This is a genomic window from Pseudoalteromonas sp. SIMBA_162 (assembly GCF_046535955.1).
In the GTDB taxonomy this organism is placed as follows: domain Bacteria; phylum Pseudomonadota; class Gammaproteobacteria; order Enterobacterales; family Alteromonadaceae; genus Pseudoalteromonas; species Pseudoalteromonas marina.
The window spans coordinates 1-274 of sequence record NZ_JAWJBQ010000355.1 but is presented as its reverse complement, the minus strand read 5'-3'; the positions used below and the strand labels follow the sequence as shown (position 1 = coordinate 274).

The window sequence follows — 274 nt, the reverse complement described above, 5'->3', positions numbered from 1 at the left end:
CAATGCGCTGCAGGCGCGCGAGCAAGGCGCCGAGATCATGACGGGCACCCGCTGTGTCGGCGCCCGTGATGTCGAGGGCCACTGGGAGCTGACACTTGAAGATGTCAGCAGCGGCGAGACCTTCATCCGCCGCGCACGCACCCTGGTGAATGCGGCAGGCCCTTGGGTGGAGTCCTTCATCAAGGGCGCCACCGAACGCACGCCGCGCTACGGCATCCGCATGATCCAGGGCAGCCACCTGATCGTGCCGCGCATCAACACCGATGACCGCGCC

At 67.2% G+C, this 274-nt stretch carries 1 protein-coding gene; it reads left to right on the top strand.

Annotation, left to right across the window (positions count from 1 at the left end):
* The coding region (locus R0J88_RS20010; RefSeq protein WP_410900877.1) for an FAD-dependent oxidoreductase at positions 1-274 on the top strand (274 nt) is incomplete at both ends.